Source organism: Mobiluncus sp. (genome assembly GCF_034180645.1).
Classification (GTDB): domain Bacteria; phylum Actinomycetota; class Actinomycetes; order Actinomycetales; family Actinomycetaceae; genus Mobiluncus.
This window is the reverse complement of sequence record NZ_JAXFNY010000021.1, coordinates 112484-135891: the sequence shown is the minus strand read 5'-3', so window position 1 is coordinate 135891 and position 23408 is coordinate 112484. Positions and strand designations below refer to the sequence as shown.

The following is a 23408-nucleotide window of genomic DNA, read 5'->3' as shown; positions in this document are numbered from 1 at the left end:
CATTATCAAACTGCGTGTATAGTGTTCCTCGAAACCGGGTTAAATCTCGTGTTACTCCTGGTCAGGCAGGTGCTCGAGTTAGAATACTTAGATAGATAGTGAGCTAGGCTGCCTTGCAAGAGGGGGTTGCGGTGAGAACCTACGAGTCAGGGAAGCCGGCGTGGGCGTCCTCTACCCCGTCGGCGTGGCCGGTGTGGAAGTGGATACATATCAACACAGTCGCGCCGTTCACTACGTTTCGCACCAAAATCAGGAAGTGGAAGAAACTATCTGGTTGTTAGTAATGAGCCCCGCCAATGGTCGATGAGCCAGCGATCGTGACTGGCGATAATCAGCGTACCTTTCCACTCGCTCAGCGCATCTTCCAAGGCCTGCATACTGTCGAGGTCGAGGAAATTGGTCGGCTCATCGATGATGAGAATGGCAGGGGCTGAGGCCAAAGCTAGGGCGATTTGCGCGCGGCGTTGGTTACCCGCAGATAGTTCGGGGATAGGGGTTGCCCACATTGCCGGGTGCAGAATTCCTTTCCCGGCTTCGCCGATTCCCCCTCTCCAGACTTCGGTGGTGAATCCACAGTCATGTTCTTTGGGCAGATCTTGGGGCACCAGGCTAATCGATTTATCGCGCGTGATGATTCCGCTTGTCGAGGCGCCAGCAGGGGGCTGTCCAGCACTGATCCAGTTCAAGAGCGTGGATTTCCCCGACCCGTTAGCGCCGGTGACCAGCAGGTGTTCGCCATAAACGACATCAAAACTGAGTGGTGCGAGACGCTGTTTCACGCTTGCCTGCCTTGCAGATACTGCCACCCCGGCGCGCTTGGCAGGCTGTGCAAACGCGAAGGACAATTCATAGTTACGGGGTTTGCGCACTTCTCGCGCTGCTAAGGTGTCTAAGCGCTGGTCGTCGTTGCGTATCTGACGGGTGGCGGTCGCGGCGGCACGGTCGGCAAAAAACTTCTTCGCTTTGCCTTGAGCGCTGGCGAGCCGCACACCTCCGCGAGAGATTTTTCCCGCCGCCTGCCGATGTCTCCGCACCTTACGCGCTTCGGCTTGCTGAGCAGCGTGCAGTTCCACGTACTTGGTGCGGGCACGGGCTTTTTCAGCCAGATAGTCCGAGTAAGCCCCCGCGCAACGGTAAAGACCTGCGGTTTCACCCGACCCTTCGGCCTTCGCCAAAGCATTGAACACCTCCACGTCCATATCGTAAATAACCGTGGCGGTGTCCTCGATGAAGGCTCTATCATGGCTGGCCATCAGGATTGGACCGTCCCAGCTATTGACCGTTTGCGTCAGAAAACTGAGTGCCTGAGCGTCGAGGTGGTTGGTAGGTTCATCCAAAATCAACACTGCCGGTTTCAAGATGAGGGTCGTCGCTAATTGCAGGCGGCCGCGCTGACCGGGCGACAACCGGGACAGCTCCCGGTTCCGCCCCGACCTTGTGAAAGACATCAAGTCGAGCCCGGCCAGCACCTCGGCTACCCGGGCGTCGAGCGACCAAATATCAAAACCCGTCATCTGAGCCAGCAGCTGATCATATTCTTGTTCCCACTCGCCAAGCGCGCCGCCCTCGCCGATTCGCGAAGTTACCTCCGCGAACTGGTCGGCTACGGCTCGAAGTGGACGCAGCGCGGCGTCAAGGTAGTCGCTGACGCTACCATCAAACTGTTCGACGTTGGGAACCCGGAAGCGCTCCCTTTCGGTTACCTCGACTTTGCCCCGCTGTGCCAGCAGATCGCCCGAAGCGATACGCAGCAGCGTAGTCTTGCCGCACCCGTTGGGTCCGACCAGGCAGGCGCGTTCACCGTCGCTGACGTGCAAAGTGACATCATTGAGCACCGGGACAGTTGCATAGGAAAAAGAAATATTAACGAGGTTGATGACAGGCATAGTAATCTCCAGGACGCAAGAATTAACGGGAACCGTCTCAGCCGGGCTGAGCAGAGATTACTTGGTCATCGGAATTTACCTCCACAATAGACAGAACATGTGAATATCGGGGTCAGCTGTTTATCTCGGGATGGGAGCCCCGGGGGCGGGGGAAGCTGAGGAATCGGTTGGGGCTTTCGGGTGGCGCTTATCGAGGTAGTACGCACCGCAGGAAGCGATTACGAGCAGGCTCAAAATATTCCACGCAAACTCGGCAAAGCCGGAAAGAGGCTCATTTTCCTGAGATGTCAAAAATGCGATTCCGAGAAGCACCGCCAGTAACACGTCAACTACGTAAACCCATGGTTGGTTTACGTTCGCGGTTTGTTTCCCTGCCAGAGCGCTGACCATTATCAGTACCACGGAAGAAAAGGCTGCCCACCACCGAGGGATAACCGGCTCTCCCAAGATCTTAAAGAGAACAGCCGACGTGGCAACGCCGAAAACGACAATAATTGCCAGCGTTGTGAACCGCGACACTCGGCTGTGTTGATCTGCTAACTCTCTCACGAACCTAATTTTCGCATATCACTTTTTATAGCTCAAGAGGATGGTTTGGGCGTTCGCGGGGACTGTCGCAGAAGTGTGGTCGCGGCGGGTTAGCTTTACTTGCGCTAAATTTACCTTTACTTATTGGGGGAAATGACGATAATAAGTAAAGGTAGCGGGGGTGCGTGCTGATGATTTCTTACGACGGCCTGATGCGCAGGCTCAACGCGAAAGGTCTCACCAAGACTGGACTGGCTCACGAGTTGGGCATTTCTTCCCGGACGATAGCGAAAATTGGACGCGGTGAACCGATTGCCCGACACGTGTTGGTCAGAATCGCGGAGTTCTTGGAGTGCACCTCGGAGGATTTGTGCCAAAGTCGCACGGACAATGTGCTGCTGCAAACCTTACGTGATGAGAAAAACGTCCGCCTGTCCGGGGGGCTGTACCATGAGCTGCAAGTCCGCCTGACCTATAACTCAAATCATATTGAAGGTAGCCAACTCAGTGAGGACCAGACCCGATTCATTTTTGAGACAAACACGCTTGGTGCCGATTCAGGACTCCCGGTGGACGACATCATCGAGACGTCCAACCATTTTCGCGGCATCGACTTTGTCATTGACCGGGCAGAACAACCCTTGAACGAAGAAATCATTAAGGAGCTGCATCGCATACTAAAACAGGGCACCACGGAATCCTCTTTGGAATGGTTCGCCGTTGGGGACTACAAAAGACGCCCCAATATGGTGGGCGGGCGCGAGACTGCCAAACCGCAAGATGTCGCCAGCCAAATGAAACAGTTACTGTCACGTTACGAGTCCCTAAACAGGGTCGAATTCGATGACATAGTAGAGCTTCACTACCAGTTTGAGCTGATACACCCTTTCCAGGATGGGAACGGACGGGTGGGTCGTCTCATTGCCCTGAAAGAATGCCTACGTCACGAAATTGTCCCTTTCATTATCGAGGACTCAAAGAAACTGTTTTACTATCGTGGCCTTTCGCATTGGGAAAACGAAAAAGGCTACCTACGGGAGACTTGCCTCGATGGGCAAGACACTTTTATCAAACTTATGTCCCAGTTCGGTATGCAACCCTAAACCCGCCCTAATCGGCATCTGCTAACTCCCGGCAGGAGTGTTGGGGGCGGTGTTGGCGTATAATCGCTTGAAAGCAGTTTCAGGCACTTGGAGGATTCAATGGAGAAAGCGCAGTTAGCGGCGATGGTTGATCACACTTTGTTAAAGCCGGAGGCAACCCGCGCCCAAGTGGAAGCACTGGTGGCAGAAGGTGTTGAGTTAGGAACTTATTCCGTGTGCGTTTCCCCCAGCCAGGTGCCCCTCAAGGTCCCTGAGTCTCTCAAACTGTGTGTGGTTTGCGGTTTCCCCTCCGGCGCTCATACAACAGCTACGAAGGCCGGCGAGGCTCGTGAAGCCGTGGCAGCAGGCGTCGATGAAGTTGACATGGTTGTCAACCTGTCGTGGGTGAAGGACGGGCTGTGGGACCGGGTGCAAGCCGATATCGCGGCGGTAAAGAAAGAAGTGCCCGCCCCGAAACTGTTGAAAGTCATTATCGAGTCTGCGGCACTGACCGATGAGGAAATCGTGAAATGCTGCCAGGCTGCTCAGGCAGCCGGAGCTGACTTTGTGAAAACCTCCACCGGCTTCCACCCCGCTGGCGGGGCATCCACCCATGCGGTAGCGCTGATGCGCCAAACCGTGGGAGACACGATGGGAGTTAAAGCCTCGGGAGGAATCCACACGGGAGCCGAAGCTCTCGCGATGGTAGAGGCCGGAGCCTCGCGCCTGGGGCTGTCGGGGACCCGCAAAGTCCTGGAAACGCTCTAAGGTAACGTTAAAACCGGTGGAACTACCCTTGTCCGACCCGCGAAAACGCGGCTCACGGAGCGTCAAATCCTAGGACTTCGCGCAAATCCGCTTTGATGGCCGCCAAACGTTGGCGGACCTGGGTTTTTGCCGTCGCGAGGGTCTGGGCGGTGACTTCGGGCACCACCACTTGCAGGTAGCACTTTAGCTTCGGTTCGGTCCCGGAGGGGCGCACCACCACGCGTGACCCAGAAGCCGTCCCAAAGAACAGCGCGTCCGTAGGCGGCAACTCCTGCAGATGATCCCACCCTGACGGTACGGAGGTGTGCAACTCATCAGGCATCGAATTGGTGGACAGGTCGTGGCTAAACACGATGGGTTCCCCACCGAAATCCGTCAAACCGCGAGTCCGCAGGCGACGCATTCCCGCACTAATCAAGCTCACATCCGCCACCCGGAATGTTAGCGGTGTCGTGACATAAAGCCCGTGAGTCAGATAGATTTCGTTGAGCTTGTCGTCAATGGTTTGGCCCTGCGCTTTCAAAACGGCTGCGATTTCACACAGTTTCACCGTGGCGCTGATACCGTCCTTGTCGCGCACGCTGTCAGGATCGCAGCAATTGCCGATAGCTTCCTCGTAGCCAAAAATCAGCCCCGGGGTGCGGGCAATCCACTTAAAACCTGTCAGGGACACCATCGGGGTGACCCCGGCGGCCGCGGCCACCCGGTCTAACAGTTCCCCCGAGACGAGGGAACGAGCCACCGTGGCTGACGAACCCTGGCGGTCTCGACACTGGTAGTATCCCAGCAAAACCCCCGTTTCGTCCCCACTCAACTGGCGCCAACCCCCTGGTGCGTCCGGGTCAGGAATCGCTGCCGCGCAACGGTCCGCGTCCGGATCATTGGCAACAATCAAATCCGCGTTTTTTTCGCGAGCCAACGCCATAGCCATATCGAGAGCCCCGGCTTCTTCCGGGTTGGGGAACGGAATGGTCGGAAAGTCCGGGTCTGGCTCACGCTGCGAGGCGACAGGAAACACCTCGCTAAATCCGGCCTGAGCTAACACAGCTTCGCAAACTTCAGCCCCGACCCCGTGCATCGAAGTCAGCACCAGCCGCAAATCCCGCGGGGAATCGGCGCTAACCAGACCCGCCGTGCGCTGAATGTAGCGGGTAAACAAATCTTCGTCAATGAAATCCCAACCCGTCTCGGCGCAAGGCACGTCCCGTGCCGGCGGGGCAGCCTGAATCTGGGCAAAAATCCTCGAGTCCCAAGGTGACACGAGTTGCGCCCGGCAACCGGAACCGGTGACGACCCGCCCTCCCAGGTACACCTTATAACCGTTGTCTTTCGCGGGATTGTGCGAGGCAGTCACCATCACCCCGGCATCAGCGTGATACTGCCCCATTGCGTAGGCCAGCAGGGGGGTGGGGCAAACATGGGGCATCAGCAGGGCTTTTCCCCCAGCTGCTGTAATCACTCCCGCCGTCGTGCGGGCGAAGTCGGCGGAACGATGCCGACCGTCGAAACCTATCACCACCAGGAAGTCATCCCCGACAGCTGTTCGCAGGGCAGCGGCCAGTCCCCAAGTGGCACGGCGAATCACCGCCGTGTTCATCCGGGCTGGTCCGGGACCCATTTCCCCGCGCAGACCGGCAGTGCCGAACGCGATTTCTGACCCGAAAGCCGCGGCAAGCTCGGTTTTCGCCGCGGGAGTATCCGTGTCGAGCAGGAGTTGCAGGGCTTCCCGGTCGCGGGAATCGGGGTCATTTTCCAACCAGTCTTGATACATGTGGTACTCACTTTCCTAAACGAGTGTTCCACCCATGTTACGGGCTGGAAGCCGACCTTACCCGGCGAATGTCAAAATTGCCCACTATATCGCCAAACTAGGCAGAAAAATGAAATACTTCAGTAAAAAGCGCCCGAAAACATTCGAGTGTGTGTAGAGTACTATCCAATGAATTTGGCGTCCTATTCAGCCAAATGAGCAAAACTAGGAGGTTTCATGGTGCGTAAATACAGTCCTGCGACTCTGGCTGCCATCGGCGCGTTGGCTTTGGCCGGGTGTGCTGCCGCCCCGGATTCGGGGTCTGATAATGCTGGCGGCGCCAGTAATGATAAAGAATTCAAGGCTTGCATGGTTTCCGATCAAGGCGGTTTTGACGATAAGTCCTTTAACGAGTCCGGCATGATTGGTTTGCAGCGTGCTGAGAAAGAACTCGGGGTGACGCTCGAACAGACGGAATCCAAGTCCCCGGCTGACTTCAAACCCAACGTGGACACCCTGTTGGCCCAGAAATGCAACCTCATCATCGGTGTAGGTTTCATGCTCAACGATGCGATTCGTGATGCGGCCAAGGCTAACCCTGATGTGGAGTTCGCCCTGGTAGACTCCCGTTTCACTGAAGATAATGACGTGGTAGAGCTGAAGAATGCTAAGCCGATTGTGTTCAATACCGCGGAAGCCGCCTACCTCGCGGGATATGTTTCCGCTGCGGTGTCAAAGAGCGGTACCGTTTCCGCTTATGGCGGCATGCAGATTCCTTCCGTAAACATTTTCATGGATGGTTTCGCTGACGGCATTGCGAAATACAACGAGGACAGCGGTAAAACTGTGAAGCTGATCGGCTGGGATAAAGACGCTCAGAACGGCTCTTTCGTTGGCAACTTCGAGGATCAGTCCAAGGGCAAGCAGCTGACCGAACAGCAGATTTCGCAAGGTTCTGACATTGTGATGCCAGTAGCCGGTCCGGTGGGCAAGGGCACCCTATCCGCCGCGGAAGGCAAGAATGTTCTGGTCGTCGGGGTGGACTCCGACTGGGCTGAGATGTACCCGGATTCTTCGTCCATGATTCTCACCTCCGTGGTGAAAAAGATTGACCAGGCAGTGTTTGACACGGTCAAAGAGGCTCGGGACGGAAAGTTCACCTCGGAAGCCTACGTGGGCGACCTGGAGAACCAGGGTGTCGACATCGCGCCCTTCCATGATCTGGATGCTCAGGTTACCGCCGAGATAAAGGACAAAGTCAAGTCCCTCAAGGAGGACATTATTGCTGGCAAGATCAAGGTTGAATCTAAGAACAACCCGTGATTCTGAGCCAATGAGGATATGGAATTGGGTCACGGTGCGTGACCCAATTCCATATTTGAATCGAAATCACGCGAGAGGGAATCTATGAAGCTGGAACTGCGCGGAATAACTAAGACTTTCGGTCCATTAGTGGCCAACGACCATATCGACCTGGTCGTAGAACCGGGGCAAATTCATGCTCTGTTAGGGGAAAACGGGGCGGGCAAATCCACACTGATGAACGTCCTGTACGGTTTGTATCAGCCCGATGCCGGAGAAATCTTTGTCGATGACGAAAAGGTTTCCTTTAAAGGTCCCGGTGATGCTGTGGCTGCCGGTATTGGCATGGTCCACCAGCACTTTATGCTGGTACCGGTGTTTACCGTGGCAGAATCGGTGGCTTTGGGATACGAACCGACGAAAGTCTTGGGTCGGTTAGATTTGCAGGCAGCCCGGAAAAAAGTCCAGGAACTTTCCGCACAGTTTGGTTTTGACATCGATCCCGATGCCTTGATTGAGGATCTCCCGGTCGGGGCTCAGCAACGAGTGGAAATCATCAAAGCCTTGTCACGAGATGCGAAAGTCCTCATCTTGGATGAACCCACGGCGGTGCTGACACCCCAGGAAACCGATGAGCTCATCGCCATCATGCGCCAGCTGCGAGACGCAGGAACCGCAATTGTTTTCATCACGCATAAACTGCGTGAGGTCAAGGCAGTAGCTGATTGCATCACCGTAATTCGCCGCGGTAAAGTCATCGGCCAGGCCAGCCCGGAGTCTACAGACAGTGAATTAGCGGCGGCCATGGTCGGGCGTGCCGTGAACCTTTCCGTAGAGAAAGATGCTCCCCAGTTAGGTGAGACAGTCTTTCAAATGTCGCAGGTCAGCGTAGTTAACTATGCGGGACATGTCGATTTGGACCACGTGGATTTGGCGGTACGCAGCGGGGAAATCCTGGCTATCGCGGGGGTTCAAGGCAATGGTCAAACGGAACTGTGCCGCGCCATCCTAGGGCTGGAGCCTCTGGCGGGCGGCAAGATGACGCTGGACGGCAAAGACCTCACCAAGATGAAAGTGAAAGACCGTTTGCGTCACCAGTTGGGCTACATTCCCGAGGACCGTTCCACAGACGGCATGATTGCGTCCTTCTCTATTGCCGAAAACATGATTCTTGATTTGTACGACATCCCGCCCTTCGCTACCGGGGTCAATATGCATCCGAAAGTCGTGATGGAAAACGCGAGCAAGCTCCAGGAAGAATTCGATGTCCGAGTGACTTCGTTGCAAGACCCGATTTCGACGCTTTCCGGGGGTAACCAGCAAAAAGTCATCGTGGCCAGGGAACTATCTCGCCCGCTAAAACTCTTGGTGGCTTCCCAACCCACTCGCGGATTGGATGTGGGATCCATTGAATTCGTTCACCAGCGAATCGTCCAGCAGCGAGACATGGGGACCGCGGTGATTCTGGTCTCGACCGAGCTTGACGAAGTGGTGGGGTTGGCCGATCGGATAGCGGTGATGTATCGGGGAAAGATTGTCGGAGTCGTGCCTCCGGACACGCCACGCAATGTTTTGGGCCTGATGATGGCCGGAGTTTCAGCGGAAGAACAGGAGGCGGACAAATGAACGAGACTAAGGATACTTCGCGTCCCGGCCTGAACGTGGTTTTGAGACAAATCATGTCGTCCTCCGCGGTGCTGATTACCTCCGCGGTGCTGCTGTCATTGCTGGTATCTGCGCTTTTGGTAGCTATTTTTGACCCGAACGTCCAGAGCAGCGCCGCTTACTTGCTGGCTCGTCCCTCGGATTTCTTCACGAGTTTCGGGGCGGCCTTCGCATCGTTCTTTACGTCCCTGTTCCGGGGAGCCATTTTCGATTACGAAGCGACCAGCTTGGCAGGAATGGTGCTGCCTATCACCAACTCACTGACCCGTTCGGCTCCGCTGATTCTGGCGGGACTGTCCGTGGCATTGGCTTTCCGGGCGGGACTTTTTAACATTGGTGCCCAAGGTCAGCTTCTGCTGGGTGCCCTCATGGGGGTCTGGGTTGGGCTGAATTTTCATCTTCCCCCAGGTTTGCACCTGTTGGTGGCGGTCGTTTTCGCTGTCCTCGGCGGGGCCCTGTGGGGCGCGGTTCCCGGTATTTTGAAAGCCCGATTGGGAGCCAACGAGGTTATCGTCACCATCATGATGAATTCAATAGCCCTCTACCTGCTGTCTTATGCCTTAAAAGCCGAGAGCTTCGTAGGGGACGGCTATCCGGGAAAATCCATGACCGTCCCGGCCAGCGCGTCCTATCCTGAGCTGTTAGGTTCGGCTTTCAACCTGCACCTCGGATTTATCGTCGCCCTCGCCGCAGCAGTTTTCGTGTGGTGGTTGCTGGAACGTTCCACTTTTGGTTTTGAACTGCGGGCAGCCGGGGCGAACCCGCACGCGGCTCAAACGGCTGGCATATCGGTCAATCGGGTCATCGCCCTCACGATGATTATTGCCGGGGCTTTAGCGGGACTAGCCGGAACCTGCCCGTCATTGGGCACCGAAAAGTTCCTGTCTACCGGTACTGCTGGTTCTCTCGGTTTTGATGCGATTACAGTCGCCCTGCTCGGTGGTTCCACCCCGCTAGGAACTGTTCTCGCCGGGATTCTCTTTGGGGCCTTCGCTGCCGGGGCTTCCACCATGCAAGCTGCGGCCGGCATCCCGGTGGACATCGTCTCGGTGTCCCAAGCGGTTATCGTCTTGCTCATCGCAGCCCCGCCGTTGATTCGATGGATTTTCCGACTTCCCGACCCTCAGAAAATCACTGTCGAAAACACGACCGTTGCCGCAGAACCAGCCCTGGTTACTGGGGAAAGTTCCCACGAAACGGCTGAAAGCGAGCCGCTCACCCCGTCAGAAGAACCTTGTGAAGGAAAGGAGGCAGACCGATGAACCTGAGTGAAAACCTGTTAGAAAAAAGCCGCGCCGACCGTCAGGAAAACACGGAAAAAGTCAGGCTGCGTAGAGATTGGCGCTGGTCTGTTTCCGCCTGGGTCATGAGTGTACTGTGTGCCGTGATGGGGCTGAGTGCACACGGAGTGTCGGTAGTGTCTTTCCAGAATGCGACGACATGGTTCCCGACTGGCAATGTTGATCTTCCGGCACAGCCAACGATTCTGATTCTGACCGTTGCGTGTGTGGCGGGCTCGGTGGCGGCGACTTGGCTGACGCTGCGTCACGGGAAAGCTCCGGGGTGGATTGCCGGTCTGAGCGGGATGTTCTTTCTCATGGCCCTGCTGCTGTTTGTCGTAGCGGGACGCGAAGGCTCTGTAATGCCCCTAGTCTCGCTGCTGCAGTCGACCCTCGCCCTGGCCATCCCCCTCGTTTTTGGTTCCCTCTCCGGTTTGGTTTGCGAACACACCGGCGTAATCAACATCGCTATTGAAGGCCAGCTCTTGTTAGGGGCTTTCCTGGCTGCAGTTGTCGCCTCGGCTACTTCCTCGCCCTACCTGGGGCTGGTGGGCGCCTCTATCGCCGGGGCCTTGGTGGCGGTGCTCCTCGCCTTGTTCACCGTCAAATACCGGGTGGACCACATTATCGTCGGTGTCGTGTTGAATATGCTGGTGGTGGGTTTGACCTCGTTCCTGTATTCGACCTGGTTAAAGTTCAACGAAAACACTTTGAACCGTCCGATGTCATTGAAATCCCTGGCTATTCCGGTACTGTCGGACATCCCCATTATCGGGCCGGTCCTGTTCAAACAATCCCTGCTGGTCTATCTCATGTACTTGGCAGTAATTGTGCTGAATTTCGCCCTGTTCCGCTCCCGGTGGGGGCTGCGTTCACGGGCGTGCGGGGAGCATCCGAAGGCTGCGGACACCGTGGGTATCAACGTGAATCTGTACCGCTGGCGCAATGTGTTGCTGGGTGGAGCTTTGGCTGGTCTGGGCGGCGCCTACTTCACTGTCGGTGCGGGTTTGGCTTTTTCAAAGGATATGGCCGCAGGCAACGGTTTTATCGCCCTGGCAGCGATGATTTTGGGCAAGTGGAATCCGAAGGGCGCCGTAGCGGCTTCGCTCCTGTTCGGTTTCGCCACTGCTTTGGGTTATGTGATGCAGTCCGTGAACTCACCCATCCCGACCGATTTCCTGTTGATGATTCCTTACATAGTCACAATTCTGGCGGTCGCGGGATTCGTAGGGCGGGTACGTCCTCCAGCGATGGAAGGCAAACCGTATCCGCTCTAACCCACACACCGGCAAAACTGTGGAAAGAGGAAATAATGTTGAGCGAAACTGACTGGGAACGTCTCCATGTCGCCGCACGGGAGGCCCAAACCCATGCCTATTGCCCCTACTCGCACTACCGGGTGGGAGCGGCGGCGCTGACCGAGGATGGTCGCATCGTCACGGGATGCAACAGCGAAAACGCCAGCTACGGATTGGGTCTGTGCGCGGAATGCGGCCTGATCTCCCAGCTCACCCTCAGTGGCGGGGGCAAGTTAGTGGCTTTTCTGTGCTATGGCAACCCTGAAGGGCAAACTCCCGTTCTCACTGTCCCTTGCGGGCGGTGTCGCCAGCTGTTGCGTGAACATGCCAGCCCAGAACTGGTCGTTGAAACCCCCGCCGGACGCCGGCCGTTTCAGGAAATCCTCCCGGAATCATTCGGGCCGGAATTTTTGAGCTAAACCTCGGAAAGGAATAATCATGTTAGAACCTTTTGACACTGTCGATGTGATTCGAACCAAACGCGATGGTCAGGAGCTATCTACCACTCAGATTCAGTGGGTCATCGATGCCTACACCCGCGACTGGGTCACCAGTGAACAGATGGCCGCCTTGGCGATGGCGGTGTTCCTCAAGGGCATGAATCAGCGCGAGATTTTCGACTGGACCCAGGCGATGATTGACTCCGGGCAACGCCTGGATTTTGGCTCCCTGCCGCGGCCCACCGCGGATAAACATTCCACCGGCGGGGTGGGGGACAAAATCACCTTGCCGCTCGCGCCGCTGGTGGCGAGTTTCGGGGTGGCCGTACCGCAGCTTTCCGGGCGTGGCTTGGGACACACGGGCGGCACCTTGGACAAGCTGGAGGCCATCCCCGGTTGGCAGGCTGAGTTGAGCAATGAGCGGATTACCGAGATTCTGGGAACCGGCTGCGGGGCGGTCGTATGTGCGGCCGGGGCGGGGTTGGCTCCGGCGGACCGGAAACTCTATGCCCTGCGGGATGTGACCAGCACAGTTGATTGTGTCCCGCTGATTGCTTCCTCGATTATGTCAAAGAAGATTGCGGAAGGCTCCGCCGCCCTGGTATTGGATGTCAAGGTCGGTTCCGGGGCGTTCATGAAAGAGCTGTCTCAAGCCCGCGAGTTGGCGCAAACCATGGTGACTTTGGGTAAAGATGCCGGCACTCACACGGTGGCCCTGCTCACCGATATGTCGACCCCACTAGGTCGGGAAGTAGGCAATGCGGGGGAAGTCACCGAAGCGGTGGAAGTGTTGGCAGGCGGAGGTCCCGCCGACGTGGTCGAACTCACGGTCGCTTTGGCAAGGGAAATGTTGACGGCCGCGGGTCAGCCCGATGCCGATCCGGGCGCGGCTTTGGCTTCGGGAGCCGCGATGGACACCTGGCGGGAAATGATTCGGTCCCAAGGCGGAGACCCCGACGCGCCCCTAGCTTCGGCGCGGGAACATTGCGAAGTGAAGGCGGAGCGCAGCGGTGTGCTCAGCCGCCTGGACGCTCTGGCAGTCGGGGTTGCTTCGTGGCGTACCGGTGCCGGACGAGCCCGTCCGGGTGAGGCAGTGTCCTTGGGCGCAGGAATAACCCTACACGCCAAGCCGGGCGACCGGGTACAGGCAGGTCAAACCCTGTTTACCCTGCACGCTGACGAGCCGCAGCGCTTTGAGCGGGCGCTGGCGGCGCTGGAAGGCGGTTGGGAAATCTCGGACACCTTTGCCGGTGCAGGGCCTTTGATTATTGACCGGATTGACTAGGGCGTTCCGTTAGTTTTAGGAAGTTCCGCCAGTTCAGAAGGACGTCAGTGCGGCGGGTCTTTAGCACAGGGCGGCCGCGGTGGCCAGAGCCAGCGTGTTGGCAAACTTCGTTTCGCGTTGCTCCGGAGTCATGTCCTGGGAATGGTCTAGCAAACTATCCGATACGGTCAGCACCGTCAGAGCCTCACGACCGAATTCGGCAGCAACTCCGTAGAGAGCAGCGGTTTCCATCTCTAGGGCGAGGGTGCCATAGGCGCGCAAGCGTTCCAGCAAACCCGGAACCTTGAAATAGAAATGATCCTCAGAAAACACGGTCCCGACGTGAACTCGGTTGCGGTCGGCCTCGGGCAGTTCGTCAACCGCTTTCATGGCGGCCGAAAGCAAGGACCACGAGGCACACGGAGCAAAGGTAATCTCGGGGAAACGTGCCACGTTGATGTGAGAGTCAGTGTGGGCGCCCATGGCCACCACCGTGTCCCCGACTCCCGCCAGGGGAGAGATAGAACCGCAGGTACCTACCCGAATAATGCGCTCAACACCAAAGAACTTGAACAGTTCTGTGGCGTAGATAGTTAGGGAGGGCTGACCCATGCCCGACCCCATGACCGACAGCGGTTTGCCTTGATAGGTACCGGTAAAGCCCAGCATGGAACGCACGTCGGTGACCATTTTGGCGTCACTCATCAGAGTGTGGGCGATTTTTTCGGCTCGTTTCGGGTCGCCGGGCATCAATACGGCGGGAGCGAAATCCCCGGGTTCGGCAGCAATATGAGGGGTAGACATATAACCTCCTGGTTGGGTATCAATATGCGGTCAAATCATTGTAATGGCTTTGCCCTTTTCATTAGGGCGGTTTGAAATAGTGGGAACTAATCAGTGGGTGAGACTTAGAGATACCCTGCCACCGGTGGCTTCGCCCGAGGTGGTTTACGCGGGTTGACAAATGATTTTTCCGCTAGGGTGTAACCATGACTTTGAAAATTGTTCCTAAACTGTTCCTCCTCACTGGCGCCGCGGCGTTGACTCTGAGCTTGAGCGCCTGCTCCACTCAGGCCAAAGAACAGGCTGCCAGCCAGAGCCCGGCTGCGTCCAACTCTGCCACCTCCACTCCTGAAGAACCCAAGTCCACCCCTGCTGCTGTCGTCGAGGGCGACCGTCCCCAGGTGGTCGGTTCCGGGGCTGACACCGCGGTAGGGTTCCCCAAGGATATGCCCGCCCCGGACCAGAACACGGCGTGGGTCGTCCAAGAGGGGACTGGTGCTGTGGTCAGTGAAACCGACACCGTCACCGCTAACTACGTGGGTCAAGTATGGGGCCAGGGGGACATCTTCGATTCTTCCTTTGCCCGCGGGGAAGCCGCATCTTTCAGCTTGCAGCAGGTCATTCCCGGCTGGACTCAGGGGCTATCCGGGCAAAAGGTCGGGGCGAAAGTTATCCTCGGTATCCCTTCCGAAATGGCTTACGGTCAGGAAGGTCGTCCGCCGGTGATTCCGCCAAACTCGCCTTTGGCTTTTTATGTGGAAATCGTTGACGCCCAACCCGCTTCTTAGAGGCGATAGCATGGTGTCATGCTGATTTCTGACCGTGATATACGCGCTCTGGTAGCCCAAGGCAAAGTCGTGCTGGATCCTTGGGATCCTGATGCCGTCCAGCCTGCTTCGGTGGACATTCGTCTGGACCGGTACTTTCGCCTGTTCGATAACCACAAATATGGCTTGATTGATCCGTCGAAAGAGCAAACTGAGCTGACCCGCCTGGTGGATACTGGTGACAAACCGCTTATCTTACACCCGGGAGAGTTCGTGTTGGGTTCCACTTTTGAACACGTGACCTTGCCCGAGGATGTCGCGGCGCGATTGGAAGGGAAATCCTCGCTGGGACGTCTGGGATTGCTGACTCACTCGACCGCGGGGTTCATCGATCCGGGCTTTACCGGCCATATCACCCTAGAGCTGTCCAACACGGCGACTATGCCGATTGCCCTGTACCCGGGGATGAAAATCGGTCAGCTGTGTTTCTTCCAGATGTCCTCCCCGGCCGAGGCTCCCTACGGCTCCGGCGCGAAGGGCTCTCGCTACCAGGGCCAGCGCGGCCCTACCGCCTCACGTTCATACCTGAATTTCAGCCAGGTAGAGGTCCCGGAAGGGCGCGGGATTGTGGCTGTACCACATCCCGACACGGAACTGTGAATCGTTTTTCCCCGTTGCGGGCGCGGTGAACAAACGCCACGAAACACCACCGTGCTTGCCCCCTCCGCGACCCAGATGTGTCGCCCCGGTAGCGCTGCCCGGTAACGACCCCGCAGACCAGTCTTTGGAAGGAAGAAAACCATGTTGTCACCGGCCAATCGCCACGATTCTTTGGATTTGTCAGACGCCGAGCCTTTTCACTTGCTGGCGGTAGCCGATGACGTACAGCCCGAAGAAATCGACATTCTGGCAGGCCAAATCTGGACCGAGTGTTCGCGCCTGGGGCCAGGGCTTTTAGAGCTGAAAAAAGAGGCGTATCTGACCGGTCCTTGGGATTTGACGCCTGAGGCGATTGTGGGTTTGGGGCTGCCCAGCCGCCTGAAGTTCGCGTATTTGGCGGGGGTTCCCGCCTTGCGTGGGAAACCGGTGCCGCAGTGGCTACAGGGCAGTGACCCCTTGTGGGATGCGTTTCGCGAAGGCGGCCCGGAAGGGCTGGAACTGGAAGTTTTGCAAGGGCTACGGCGTATAGCGCGGCGTTTGGCTGGCGCCTTGCGGTTCTCGACTGGTCCCATCATTGTCCCGGATCCGGATTCCGCGGTGAATCTGCGGGTTTTGTCCGGAATTTGGTTGGAACCCGCGGCTTGCCTCCAGGTGGTGCAGCGAGCTTTGCCTATCGCAACCCTGCTGATGGGAAATGAAACTGAACAGACACAGCGCCGCTCGGGGCCTAAAGCACCTCGACTGACCACCCCCGAGGAGCGCGCCAACTACGATCCCGACGGATTGCGCTCCCGCATTCAATCCGGAGTCAGCCCGGACGAACGGGCGTGGCTACACGCGGAAGCGGAAGCCTACGATGAGGCCGCTATGTCCATGCCCATGATGGTCGACGCTTACGCGATTGCTGCTGACGTGACCCAGAAATCATCTGTTCACGTAGTGGTGCAGGGAGAAACCGCTATCCCTCCGGCCTTGGGACATGCCGAAGACGGTTGCGTGAGCTACGCCATCTCCTGGATGGCCCCGGAAATCACCATCACTGAGGAAAGTAAATTGAAACGGGCGATGCGCCTGGACCGGCTGACAGTCATTGACGCCATCGAAGCTGTAGCCAGGGAGCTGGCCGAAGCGACTAACGGGGTCGTCATTGACCAGGACGATTTTGTCGTTTCCCTCTGAGTCCGAACCCGAACTTTGGCGCCCCTAGACGCGTTCGATGCCGGCCTCGCCGTGTTTATTAATCCACCACTGACTGGCGGTACGCACGGTGAAACGCCTGATAATGGCTAACAAAACCCCGGAAAGAACCGCGAAAACGATGGCTTGAGCCAATCCGACCTCGATGTCATCGTCCTTGGGGGGATTGGCTCCGGTGGCCATCCTCCATCCCAACCTGACGATGCTGTCGCTGACCAGACCGGCCGCGGCCACAGCCGCCACATTCACAACTTTTTGTCCGATGTCCACGTTTTCTCCTTAAATCCTTGTCAGGTTTACGCCAAACAACAGCGTCCCCTCCATGTTATCGGGTCAAGCTTCGGTTCGGTCGAGAGTACCGCCGCGGGTTTTGCCGATGCGGTCGCGCGGGGTGGAACGGGCTATTCCCCCAAGGGATTTTTTGGCAGACGATAATCGTTGCCCAGCCGCAGCGAGGGCGCGATGAGACCTTGATCGCGCTTTTTCTCAAGCAGTTCCACCATTTCGTCACGCAACGTCCACGGGTCGACCGAGTTGAGGTAAATCCGGGTGGAGCCTTCAAAGCCCGCCAGGGTCGAGGTGCGCTGCTTTAACAGGATGCGGAACCGCATGGGGACATCGAGGTCAACAGGTCGGTGATACCATTCTTCGTTGGTGGGCACCGCGGGCCCGACCGCACAGTGCAGCGCGTGCAACACGTCAGAAATACCATCAACCTGTTCGCGAGTGTATTCCCACGGCAGCAGCGCCGGTCCCAACGGCCAGACCGCGATGGTCTGATAGCGGTGACCGAAGTCAGCGAACCCTACCGCGTAGTCGTTGCCCAGAATCATCATTTGCCGGTGGGCCACATAGTGCAGGATTTGCCGGTAGATGGCTGGGTTTTCTGCCACGCGCGCCGCTTCGGCTTCAATCTGGACCCCGTATTCGTCCACTGCCACCAGTTGTTTATGCAGGTGGTCAAAGGACGCTCCGGCTGGCTTCAACCAATTTTGGAAAGCGGTGACGTATTTCACGGCGGGATTCAAGTTGTATAAATCTTTCAGGGCGGCGATGGTGTAGCCGATGTAGGCACGGTGTTCCGCAACGCTCAAGGTCCCGGCTGAAGCGTTTTGATCTGTCCGGGTCGCCCCGTCCACGTAGTGACGCCGTGCCACGATAACGTCGTGCCCTCCAGCAAACAAACCGTTGGCGTATTGCAGCAAAGCATCATCGGGGATAGTTTCCAGGTGGTCCTCACCGGAAGCCTCTAGGCGCATTTTCACCACGTGCAAAACGTGGTCATACCCCGCGGCAGAAGCCAGGTAGTCAGCCATGCGCCGATTCTGGGCCTCGGTGGGGTAGTGGTTGTGGTTTTCGTGCCAGTAGTCGTAGGAAACAATCTCAAAAAGGTTGGGAATCCGCCGAAACTCTGCCACCATGTCGTGCATGGAGGAGGCGGGTAGGCCTTCAATGATGTGGAACTTGGAGTCCAAGCCTTTGACCAAACGGGATTTTTCCGGCGGGGTGTCGAAGTAGCGGTCCGCGCAAAAGGCGCAGGCGTTGGTGAACTCGGAGGGAAGCAGCAGCCGTGGCCGGTCGAGCAGAACGCGACGGTGGGAGTGGGGTCGTTTCCCGCGGCTCGTCACGGTCCACACTTGGGTCCCGGTCAAGGGATTGCGCTGTTTGATGGTGCCGTCTGCCATCCGATCCATCGGGTCAGGATTCAGTAGGAGAGGGTTTTTATCCTTCATTATGAACAGTGTTCCTTTGGGGTTGGTGCCTGGCTTACATATTGAGCCAGGCTTTGGCTTGGCCGGACACGTCTTCGAGTACGACTTTGGCCTCGGCCGCCAGCTTGGACGGCACAAAAATATGGGTGTGATAGATGCCTGAAAAAATGTTTGCCGGGATGGAGCGGGAGGACAACACTTGAGCAATCCCCGAGTTTAACCCCACCACGTCCAAGGATCCCGGTGCTGACAGGGTAATAATCGTGTAGGGATCGTCAGTGCTGAGACCGGCGCGGGCGGCTTCTTCCAAAGTCACCCCGATAGTGATGCCTTCCGGCTCGCGAATCAACGCGACCGGCTCCACGTCCGGTGGCAGCTCGGTGACGCTGGCGAACACGTACTCCACCCCGATTCTGGGGTCAATCTGGGCCAGCATTTGTTCGTATGTGGCGTTCTCGCTCATAAAATCCTATTCAATCGCTTCTCGGGGTCTTTCCCGGTGACGTGACCTTTTCATTCTAACCGCCCTGGGGAGCTCTTGCCCGAAGCCTCGGGAAATGTATGCCAGTTTCAGCGAAAAAGCGAAGTTGTGCGTCTCCCGTGAATTTGTGCCAAACTGACTACTGGTTTTTAAAATATTTAACTATTCCCGGAGGTCCTGATGCTGTTAAAGCTGTGGCGAGAGCACATGCCGCGGCGTTGGGCCTTCCTGGTGATTGTGATTATTGCCCAGGTCGTGCAATGTTTAGCCAGCCTGTGGCTGCCGACTCTGAACGCGGACATCATCAACGATGGAATCGTCGGCCAAAGCCTCGCCCTGATTTGGAAACTCGGCGGCATCATGCTGGTAGCGACCGTCATACAGACCCTCGGCATGGTCGTCTCGGCCTATTTCAGCGGTCGGATTGCCATGTGGATTGGTCGCGATGTGCGCCAAAAGGTCTATGACCAGGTATTGACTTTCAGCTCGTCCCAAATGCACCGCTTCGGTTCCGCCTCGCTGATTACCCGTGCCACCAACGACATCAACCAGGTGCAAAGCGTGATTCTGATGACTTTCATCGTCATGATTCAAGCCCCCATAATGGGCGTGGGCGCGGTCATCATGGCGGTGTCCCTAGACGCCCCGCTGTCCTTGCTGTTCCTGGTGGCGGTGCCGGTGCTGCTACTGGTGGTGGGCATCTTGATGCACTTCATGTCGCCTTTGTTCAAAGTTCAGCAGGAACGTATCGACGCGGTGGCGGCGCGTATCCGCGAGGCGCTTTCCGGGGTGCGTATCGTGCGTGCTTTTGGCCGCAAAACGTTCATGAACGAACGTTTTGATACCACTAATCGGGATTTGCGTGATGTCGCTTTGCGCCTGGGTAACCTGTTCGCGCTGATGATTCCCGCGGTGCAGCTCATCGTCATGCTCTCCTCGATTGGGGTCATCTGGTTCGGGGCGGGCCGCTACTCTTCGGGTCAAATGGAAATCGGGGATATTGTCGCTTTCCTGACCTACCTGATGCAGCTGCTCGGAGCGGTCATGATGGCTTCGTTCATGTTCGTGATGGTGCCTCGTGCCGAGGTGTGTGCCAAACGTCTGACTGAAGTCATCTCGACCCTTCCCGAAATCAGCACACCCCACACTCCTGCGGCTTTCCCCGCAGAGCCGTTTACCTTGGCTTTCGAGGGAGTTTCGGTGGGTTTTGCGGGAGCCAGCCGGCCTTTGCTGCAGGACCTGAACTTCCGTATCAAACCGGGCCAGAGCACCGCCATCATCGGATCCACCGGCAGCGGCAAAACCTCCCTTTTGCGCTTGATGATGCGGTCCTTGGATCCTACCGCCGGACAGATTACGGTCAACGGAGTGGACTTGCGAGACCTCGACCTTGACCAGTGGCATCGCCACATCGCTTACGTTCCCCAAAACAGTTACCTGTTCTCGGGCACTATTGCCTCCACCGTTTCCGGGATGGAGACAACGCAAATCACGGATGAAATACGTGAGAAGGTCTGGGTGGCGTTGCGTCGGGCACAAGCCGGGGACTTTGTGTCTGCCTTGGACGGCGGCCTGGACGCCGAGGTCAGTGCGGGGGGCAAGAATTTTTCCGGGGGGCAGCGTCAGCGGCTTTCGGTGGCACGAGCCCTGTTCCGGGGCTCTGCGTTGGTGTTTCTCGATGATCCGTTCTCGGCTCTGGATTTTGCTACCGAGGCGAAGCTGCGCGCGGAGCTCAACAGTTTGGAGGGGCCGGTCAGCCGGATTTTTGTGGCGCAGCGTATCGCTTCGGTGCGTCACGCGGATCAAATCATCGTGCTCGATGAGGGTCGGATGGTGGGTCTGGGAACCCATGAGCAGCTGTTGGCTGACTGCGGAGCTTACCAAGAAATCGTGGAGTCCCAGCTGTCCTTGGAGGAGGTGCCATAATGCCTCCAAATCAGAGACGCTCTGTTCGGCGTGGCCCGCACGGGGCACCCAACCCGCACGATAAGCCCCGCAACGCCCGCGCGGCTTGGCGCCGGCTATTCGTTGAGCTTAAGCCTTTCCTGGGATTAATCGGGCTGGAATTTTTCATGATTCTGGCGGGAACCATCTCGATGAGCCTGGTTCCCGCGATTCTCGGTTTCGCCACCGATAACATTCTGGCCGGAAAAGTGGACCGGCTGGTACAAAACCTTGTGGTGGCGTTGAGCCTCAGTGTGGTCGCCGCAATCTTGGGCTACCTTGGGCAGCGGATTAACCGGCTGGTGGTGCAACGTTTGGGCTACCGGCTACGAAACGCCGCCAACGATAAGGTCAACCGGCTGTCCGTGTCTTACCTGGAGTCTCACGACCGGGGCGACCTGGTGTCTCGCACCACTAACGATGTCGACAACATCACCCAGACCCTGCAGCAAGTTCTGGGGCGGGCCTTAGACTCGCTCATTTCCATTGTGGCGGTCACGGTGATGATGTTCGTAATCTCCCCGTGGCTGGCGTTGCTGACCTTGCTGATTTTGCCCATCGTCGGGGCGGGAGCCGGGTTCATCATGAAAAAATCCCAACCCTACTTTAAACAACAATGGGACCAAACCGGAGTGGTCTCGACCCTAGTCGAGGAATCCTTCTCCGGTCAACAAATCCTCACTTTACACGGTTTGACACCGACCTATTCCCAACGTTTCGCGGGGGAAAATGAGACGTTCACCCAAGCCAGTTTCAAAGCGCAGTTCATCTCCATGCTGATGCAGCCAATGCTGATTTTGGTGTCTAACCTGTCCTTTGTTTTGGTTGCGGTAATCGGTGCCTGGTTCGTGCTATCCGGCATGATGACCATCGGGGGAGTTCAGGCGTTTATCCAATATTCGCGCAACTTTTCTATGCCGCTGGCCGCGGTCATGCAGATTTTGAACCTGATGCAAAGCGCGCTGGCCAGCGCCGAGCGCCTGTTCGGATTCATTGACGAAACCGATTCCGAAATCGAAACCGATCGGGTGGCCCCGCTCATCTGCGGGCCCGACCCCACTTCTGACCAGGACGAAGGGACGGCCGACTGCGGTGCGGCGCTACAGGACGGTCGCATCGTGTTCGACAACGTGACGTTCTCTTATGTGCCTGGCAAACCCGTCATCCGAGACCTGAACCTGACCGTAGAAAAGGGCCAATCCATTGCCATCGTGGGCCCCACCGGAGCGGGCAAAACCACCCTGGTTAACCTGTTGGAACGCTACGTTGACCCTGATAGCGGCACCATCACTATGGGCGGCCTCGATATCCGCCGGATTCCTATTGAACGGCTGCGGGCCGAAATCGGCATGGTGGCGCAAGACCCCTGGCTCATAGACGACACGATTCGCGCCAACATTGCTTTTGGTGAACTCGCGCCGGACCCAGCCGCGGTGGAACTGGCAGCGACTCAATCCGGACTGGACTTCCTGGTGAAAGCCCTGCCCGCCGGATACGACACGTTGATTGACAACGATTCCACGGCGCTGTCAGCCGGGGAAAAGCAGCTCCTCACCATCGCGCGAGCGTTTTACGCCGACCGGTATATCCTCATTCTGGACGAAGCGACTTCCGCGGTTGATACCCGCACTGAACTGCAGCTAGCCAAGGCAATGTCGCGCCTGGGGCATGGGAAAACGACCTTCACCATCGCGCATCGGCTCTCCACGATTCGCGGCGCGGACATTATCCTGGTCATTGACGAGGGCCGCTTGGTGGAATCTGGCAACCATGAACAATTGCTTGCTCAACGCGGCGCTTACTACCAGCTGTATCACAGCCAGTTTAAGCAGGCGTGAGCGGTGCGGCCCGTCGACCCGCGCGTCAGAAATCGCGCAATCTCGCGAATCAGCGACCGGTATTGACCGCGGCACTGGAACTACCCGGCGTCACGTCCTGAGACTGAGCTACCAGTGATTCCGCTGGTGAGGCGTAATCCAAGCCAATTAAGGTGGCGTTATCGAAATAAAACGAGGTCACGGAGGCCAGGGCGCACTCGCGTTTCCGCGGGTCGTGCACTAAGGACTTTCCCTCCACGAAACGCCGCAGGGTCCAAATCGGCAGTTGGTGGGAAACTACCAGCGATTCCCGGCCGGGGGGAGTCAAGGCTCTGGCGTGAGCGACCGCGCGAAACATCCGCTGGGCGATGTCTCGGTAGTGTTCCCCCCAGGACGGCAGCCAGGGTGCCACATAGAGCGGCCAGTATCGCGGGTGGGCCAAGGTCAGCGAGGAACGGTGAATCTTTTGCCCACGTAGCTTATTTCCCGCCTCGGTCAGGCGTGAATCGGTGAAAATGGGCAGCTGGAAAATTTCGGCCGCGGGGGCAGCGCTTTCCCGGGCGCGCTGCAGCGGGGAGGACATAATCATGGCAATATCGCGGTTTTCCGTGGCCAGCCAGCGAGCCGTCAGGGCCGTCATTTCCCGTCCTCGTTCGGTCAGCCCAAAGCCGTCAAGCCGTTCGTATAGCACCCCTTCGGGATTATCGACTTCGCCGTGGCGCATCAGGTGGACGGTGGTCAGAGCCATGATTCCTCACTTTTCAGGGTTGACGGTCAGCGATTA

General features: G+C 57.4%; 21 protein-coding genes and 1 pseudogene. 14 read left to right on the top strand and 8 right to left on the bottom strand.

The window, feature by feature from the left end:
- Positions 1-149 precede the first annotated feature (149 nt).
- Positions 150-281: pseudogene (locus SPI05_RS08625) on the top strand (ClbS/DfsB family four-helix bundle protein); the annotation flags it as partial.
- Here the strand turns inward: SPI05_RS08625 and SPI05_RS08620 are convergent.
- Both SPI05_RS08620 and SPI05_RS08615 read right to left on the bottom strand, forming a co-directional pair.
- A complete protein-coding gene (locus SPI05_RS08620) occupies positions 267-1886 on the bottom strand; it encodes an ABC-F family ATP-binding cassette domain-containing protein (RefSeq protein ID WP_321077705.1) in 1620 nt (539 codons plus the stop codon). The pseudogene SPI05_RS08625 and the gene SPI05_RS08620 overlap by 15 nt on opposite strands.
- Before the next feature lie 120 nt (positions 1887-2006).
- Entirely contained in the window at positions 2007-2435 is a 429-nt protein-coding gene (locus SPI05_RS08615; RefSeq protein WP_321077704.1) for a hypothetical protein, read from the bottom strand.
- 170 nt (positions 2436-2605) lie between these two features.
- Here SPI05_RS08615 and SPI05_RS08610 point away from each other — a divergent pair, with 170 nt between their 5' ends.
- Together SPI05_RS08610 and deoC are read left to right on the top strand one after the other, a co-directional pair.
- On the top strand, positions 2606-3517 hold the full coding sequence (locus SPI05_RS08610) for a Fic family protein (protein ID WP_321077752.1): 912 nt from the start codon (positions 2606-2608) through the stop codon (positions 3515-3517).
- A gap of 99 nt (positions 3518-3616) precedes the next feature.
- Positions 3617-4264 (top strand): deoxyribose-phosphate aldolase, encoded by a 648-nt coding sequence (deoC, locus tag SPI05_RS08605; protein WP_321077703.1) that lies wholly within the window; start codon positions 3617-3619, stop codon positions 4262-4264.
- Positions 4265-4316: 52 nt separating this feature from the next.
- Here deoC and SPI05_RS08600 read toward each other — a convergent pair whose 3' ends face one another.
- Positions 4317-6035, bottom strand: coding sequence for a phospho-sugar mutase (locus tag SPI05_RS08600; protein WP_321077702.1), 1719 nt, complete (start codon positions 6033-6035; stop codon positions 4317-4319).
- Between the two features lie 267 nt (positions 6036-6302).
- On the opposite strand from SPI05_RS08600, the gene SPI05_RS08595 reads away from it, so the two are divergent.
- The 6 genes from SPI05_RS08595 (at position 6303) to SPI05_RS08570 (ending at position 13284) form a co-directional block, all read left to right on the top strand.
- Positions 6303-7337: a BMP family lipoprotein gene (locus tag SPI05_RS08595; protein ID WP_414601988.1), complete on the top strand. Its 1035-nt coding sequence runs from the start codon at positions 6303-6305 to the stop codon at positions 7335-7337.
- Positions 7338-7421: 84 nt separating this feature from the next.
- On the top strand, positions 7422-8942 hold the full coding sequence (locus SPI05_RS08590; protein WP_321077700.1) for an ABC transporter ATP-binding protein: 1521 nt from the start codon (positions 7422-7424) through the stop codon (positions 8940-8942).
- A complete protein-coding gene (locus SPI05_RS08585) occupies positions 8939-10243 on the top strand; it encodes an ABC transporter permease (RefSeq protein ID WP_321077699.1) in 1305 nt (434 codons plus the stop codon). The genes SPI05_RS08590 and SPI05_RS08585 overlap by 4 nt, the downstream gene beginning before the upstream one ends.
- Entirely contained in the window at positions 10240-11538 is a 1299-nt protein-coding gene (locus tag SPI05_RS08580) for an ABC transporter permease (protein WP_321077698.1), read from the top strand. The genes SPI05_RS08585 and SPI05_RS08580 overlap by 4 nt, the downstream gene beginning before the upstream one ends.
- Positions 11539-11573: 35 nt before the next feature.
- Positions 11574-11978 carry a cytidine deaminase gene (locus tag SPI05_RS08575; protein WP_321077697.1) on the top strand — a complete coding sequence of 135 codons (405 nt, stop codon included), beginning with the start codon at positions 11574-11576 and terminating at the stop codon, positions 11976-11978.
- A 19-nt stretch (positions 11979-11997) separates the two neighbouring features.
- A complete protein-coding gene (locus SPI05_RS08570) occupies positions 11998-13284 on the top strand; it encodes a thymidine phosphorylase (protein ID WP_321077696.1) in 1287 nt (428 codons plus the stop codon).
- Between the two features lie 60 nt (positions 13285-13344).
- Here the strand turns inward: SPI05_RS08570 and deoD are convergent, their stop codons facing one another.
- Entirely contained in the window at positions 13345-14067 is a 723-nt protein-coding gene (deoD, locus tag SPI05_RS08565) for a purine-nucleoside phosphorylase (protein WP_297345885.1), read from the bottom strand.
- A 185-nt stretch (positions 14068-14252) separates the two neighbouring features.
- On the opposite strand from deoD, the gene SPI05_RS08560 reads away from it, so the two are divergent.
- The 3 genes from SPI05_RS08560 (at position 14253) to SPI05_RS08550 (ending at position 16652) form a co-directional block, all read left to right on the top strand.
- Positions 14253-14834, top strand: coding sequence for an FKBP-type peptidyl-prolyl cis-trans isomerase (locus SPI05_RS08560; RefSeq protein WP_321077695.1), 582 nt, complete (start codon positions 14253-14255; stop codon positions 14832-14834).
- 18 nt (positions 14835-14852) lie between these two features.
- Entirely contained in the window at positions 14853-15473 is a 621-nt protein-coding gene (gene dcd / locus SPI05_RS08555; protein WP_295026222.1) for a dCTP deaminase, read from the top strand.
- Positions 15474-15614: 141 nt separating this feature from the next.
- Positions 15615-16652, top strand: coding sequence for a hypothetical protein (locus SPI05_RS08550; RefSeq protein ID WP_321077694.1), 1038 nt, complete (start codon positions 15615-15617; stop codon positions 16650-16652).
- A gap of 24 nt (positions 16653-16676) precedes the next feature.
- Here SPI05_RS08550 and SPI05_RS08545 read toward each other — a convergent pair whose 3' ends face one another.
- The 3 genes from SPI05_RS08545 to SPI05_RS08535 form a co-directional block, all read right to left on the bottom strand.
- The gene (locus tag SPI05_RS08545; protein ID WP_321077693.1) at positions 16677-16940 is read right to left on the bottom strand and encodes a DUF4235 domain-containing protein; all 264 of its coding nucleotides are present in this window, start codon (positions 16938-16940) and stop codon (positions 16677-16679) included.
- 131 nt (positions 16941-17071) lie between these two features.
- Positions 17072-18403, bottom strand: a complete 1332-nt coding sequence (locus SPI05_RS08540) for a DUF4921 family protein (protein WP_321077692.1) — start codon at positions 18401-18403, stop codon at positions 17072-17074.
- 34 nt (positions 18404-18437) lie between these two features.
- Positions 18438-18845 carry an ACT domain-containing protein gene (locus tag SPI05_RS08535; RefSeq protein WP_321077691.1) on the bottom strand — a complete coding sequence of 136 codons (408 nt, stop codon included), beginning with the start codon at positions 18843-18845 and terminating at the stop codon, positions 18438-18440.
- 198 nt (positions 18846-19043) lie between these two features.
- Here SPI05_RS08535 and SPI05_RS08530 point away from each other — a divergent pair, with 198 nt between their 5' ends.
- Together SPI05_RS08530 and SPI05_RS08525 are read left to right on the top strand one after the other, a co-directional pair.
- Positions 19044-20789, top strand: a complete 1746-nt coding sequence (locus SPI05_RS08530; protein WP_321077690.1) for an ABC transporter ATP-binding protein — start codon at positions 19044-19046, stop codon at positions 20787-20789.
- On the top strand, positions 20789-22645 hold the full coding sequence (locus SPI05_RS08525) for an ABC transporter ATP-binding protein (protein WP_321077689.1): 1857 nt from the start codon (positions 20789-20791) through the stop codon (positions 22643-22645). The genes SPI05_RS08530 and SPI05_RS08525 overlap by 1 nt, the downstream gene beginning before the upstream one ends.
- A gap of 49 nt (positions 22646-22694) precedes the next feature.
- On the opposite strand, the gene SPI05_RS08520 is transcribed toward SPI05_RS08525, so the two are convergent.
- On the bottom strand, positions 22695-23372 hold the full coding sequence (locus SPI05_RS08520) for a histidine phosphatase family protein (RefSeq protein WP_321077688.1): 678 nt from the start codon (positions 23370-23372) through the stop codon (positions 22695-22697).
- Between the last annotated feature and the right edge of the window lie 36 nt (positions 23373-23408).

What these genes read in the sequence shown, in the direction of transcription:
- SPI05_RS08620 (WP_321077705.1), bottom strand. Translation starts at nt 1,886, where the DNA reads ATGCCTGTCATCAACCTCGTTAATATTTCTTTTTCCTATGCAACTGTC.
- SPI05_RS08610 (WP_321077752.1), top strand. Translation starts at nt 2,606, where the DNA reads ATGATTTCTTACGACGGCCTGATGCGCAGGCTCAACGCGAAAGGTCTC.
- deoC (WP_321077703.1), top strand. Translation starts at nt 3,617, where the DNA reads ATGGAGAAAGCGCAGTTAGCGGCGATGGTTGATCACACTTTGTTAAAG.
- SPI05_RS08600 (WP_321077702.1), bottom strand. Translation starts at nt 6,035, where the DNA reads ATGTATCAAGACTGGTTGGAAAATGACCCCGATTCCCGCGACCGGGAA.
- SPI05_RS08590 (WP_321077700.1), top strand. Translation starts at nt 7,422, where the DNA reads ATGAAGCTGGAACTGCGCGGAATAACTAAGACTTTCGGTCCATTAGTG.
- SPI05_RS08585 (WP_321077699.1), top strand. Translation starts at nt 8,939, where the DNA reads ATGAACGAGACTAAGGATACTTCGCGTCCCGGCCTGAACGTGGTTTTG.
- SPI05_RS08580 (WP_321077698.1), top strand. Translation starts at nt 10,240, where the DNA reads ATGAACCTGAGTGAAAACCTGTTAGAAAAAAGCCGCGCCGACCGTCAG.
- SPI05_RS08575 (WP_321077697.1), top strand. Translation starts at nt 11,574, where the DNA reads ATGTTGAGCGAAACTGACTGGGAACGTCTCCATGTCGCCGCACGGGAG.
- SPI05_RS08570 (WP_321077696.1), top strand. Translation starts at nt 11,998, where the DNA reads ATGTTAGAACCTTTTGACACTGTCGATGTGATTCGAACCAAACGCGAT.
- deoD (WP_297345885.1), bottom strand. Translation starts at nt 14,067, where the DNA reads ATGTCTACCCCTCATATTGCTGCCGAACCCGGGGATTTCGCTCCCGCC.
- SPI05_RS08560 (WP_321077695.1), top strand. Translation starts at nt 14,253, where the DNA reads ATGACTTTGAAAATTGTTCCTAAACTGTTCCTCCTCACTGGCGCCGCG.
- dcd (WP_295026222.1), top strand. Translation starts at nt 14,853, where the DNA reads ATGCTGATTTCTGACCGTGATATACGCGCTCTGGTAGCCCAAGGCAAA.
- SPI05_RS08550 (WP_321077694.1), top strand. Translation starts at nt 15,615, where the DNA reads ATGTTGTCACCGGCCAATCGCCACGATTCTTTGGATTTGTCAGACGCC.
- SPI05_RS08540 (WP_321077692.1), bottom strand. Translation starts at nt 18,403, where the DNA reads ATGAAGGATAAAAACCCTCTCCTACTGAATCCTGACCCGATGGATCGG.
- SPI05_RS08535 (WP_321077691.1), bottom strand. Translation starts at nt 18,845, where the DNA reads ATGAGCGAGAACGCCACATACGAACAAATGCTGGCCCAGATTGACCCC.
- SPI05_RS08530 (WP_321077690.1), top strand. Translation starts at nt 19,044, where the DNA reads ATGCTGTTAAAGCTGTGGCGAGAGCACATGCCGCGGCGTTGGGCCTTC.
- SPI05_RS08525 (WP_321077689.1), top strand. Translation starts at nt 20,789, where the DNA reads ATGCCTCCAAATCAGAGACGCTCTGTTCGGCGTGGCCCGCACGGGGCA.
- SPI05_RS08520 (WP_321077688.1), bottom strand. Translation starts at nt 23,372, where the DNA reads ATGGCTCTGACCACCGTCCACCTGATGCGCCACGGCGAAGTCGATAAT.